General features: G+C 34.5%; 1 tRNA gene. It reads right to left on the bottom strand.

The features are described from left to right. Positions 1 to 180: 180 nt before the first annotated feature. A tRNA-Phe gene (locus CVH10_RS19870) sits at positions 181 to 253 on the bottom strand. Between the last annotated feature and the right edge of the window lie 25 nt (positions 254 to 278).

Genomic DNA, 278 nt, shown 5'->3' with positions numbered 1-278 from the left:
AGAAAACAGAATCAAATTTTTTTAACTATTTTATATACTCTTTACCCATCCATTTTAGAGATGGGGTCTATCTCTAGACACCTAAATAAATAAGTTACGTATGTGTCATGATCTAGACTATTAATGAATATATTCGATCCATATAATTTGTAGAATAGATACTTATCAAAATGAATCATGTGCCAGGAACCAGATTTGAACTGGTGACACGAGGATTTTCAGTCCTCTGCTCTACCAACTGAGCTATCCCGACCATTCCCGACGCATCATATACTCAT

Source organism: Halomonas sp. ND22Bw (genome assembly GCF_003011945.1).
GTDB lineage: Bacteria > Pseudomonadota > Gammaproteobacteria > Pseudomonadales > Halomonadaceae > Halomonas > Halomonas halophila.
The sequence above is the reverse complement of the archived record's forward strand: the minus strand, read 5'-3'. Positions and strand labels throughout refer to the sequence as shown.